This is a genomic window from Bradyrhizobium sp. BRP19 (assembly GCF_020194195.1).
In the GTDB taxonomy this organism is placed as follows: Bacteria; Pseudomonadota; Alphaproteobacteria; order Rhizobiales; family Xanthobacteraceae; genus Bradyrhizobium; species Bradyrhizobium yuanmingense.
Genome location: NZ_JADYVZ010000098.1, coordinates 1 through 475, shown reverse-complemented (window position 1 = coordinate 475; position 475 = coordinate 1). Strand labels below are relative to the sequence as shown.

General features: G+C 72.6%; 1 protein-coding gene. It reads right to left on the bottom strand.

Annotated features, from left to right (window positions below; translation table 11 throughout):
* Positions 1–475, bottom strand: a 475-nt coding sequence (locus tag I6F36_RS38670) for a dihydroxyacetone kinase subunit DhaK (RefSeq protein WP_225173260.1), incomplete at both ends; no start/stop codon positions are given.

Sequence of the window (475 nt, the reverse complement as noted above, 5' to 3'; positions counted from 1 at the left end):
GCGCTCGTGGCCGCGGTCACCGCCGATACCGACGCCGACCTCGTACTCCCCGTGCGGCAGGTCGAACGTGCGCCGGCCGGTCTTCGGGTGTGTGCAGGAACTCAGCGCCACACCGAACGTTCGGCTGCGTCCGACGACCCGGCGGGCGAGGGCGGCCACGTCGTCGAGCGGGCGTCCCTCCTCGGCGGCGGCGCCGGCGATCTTCTCGACCAGCACGGCGGCGCCCAGGCCACGGCGCCGGGCCGCGAGCTCGGGCGGGAACGACGCGTCGTCGTCGACGAGAACCTTCTCGATCCGGACGCCCTCACGCCGCAGGTTCTCCGCGGCCAGGCCGAAGTTCATCACCTCGCCGCCGAAGTTCTTGACGACGTAGAGCACGCCTGCGCCGTGGTCGGCGCGCCGGGTCGCCGCCATGATCTGGTTAGGCACGGGAGATGAGAACACCTCGCCGGGGCATGCCGCGTCGAGCATGCCC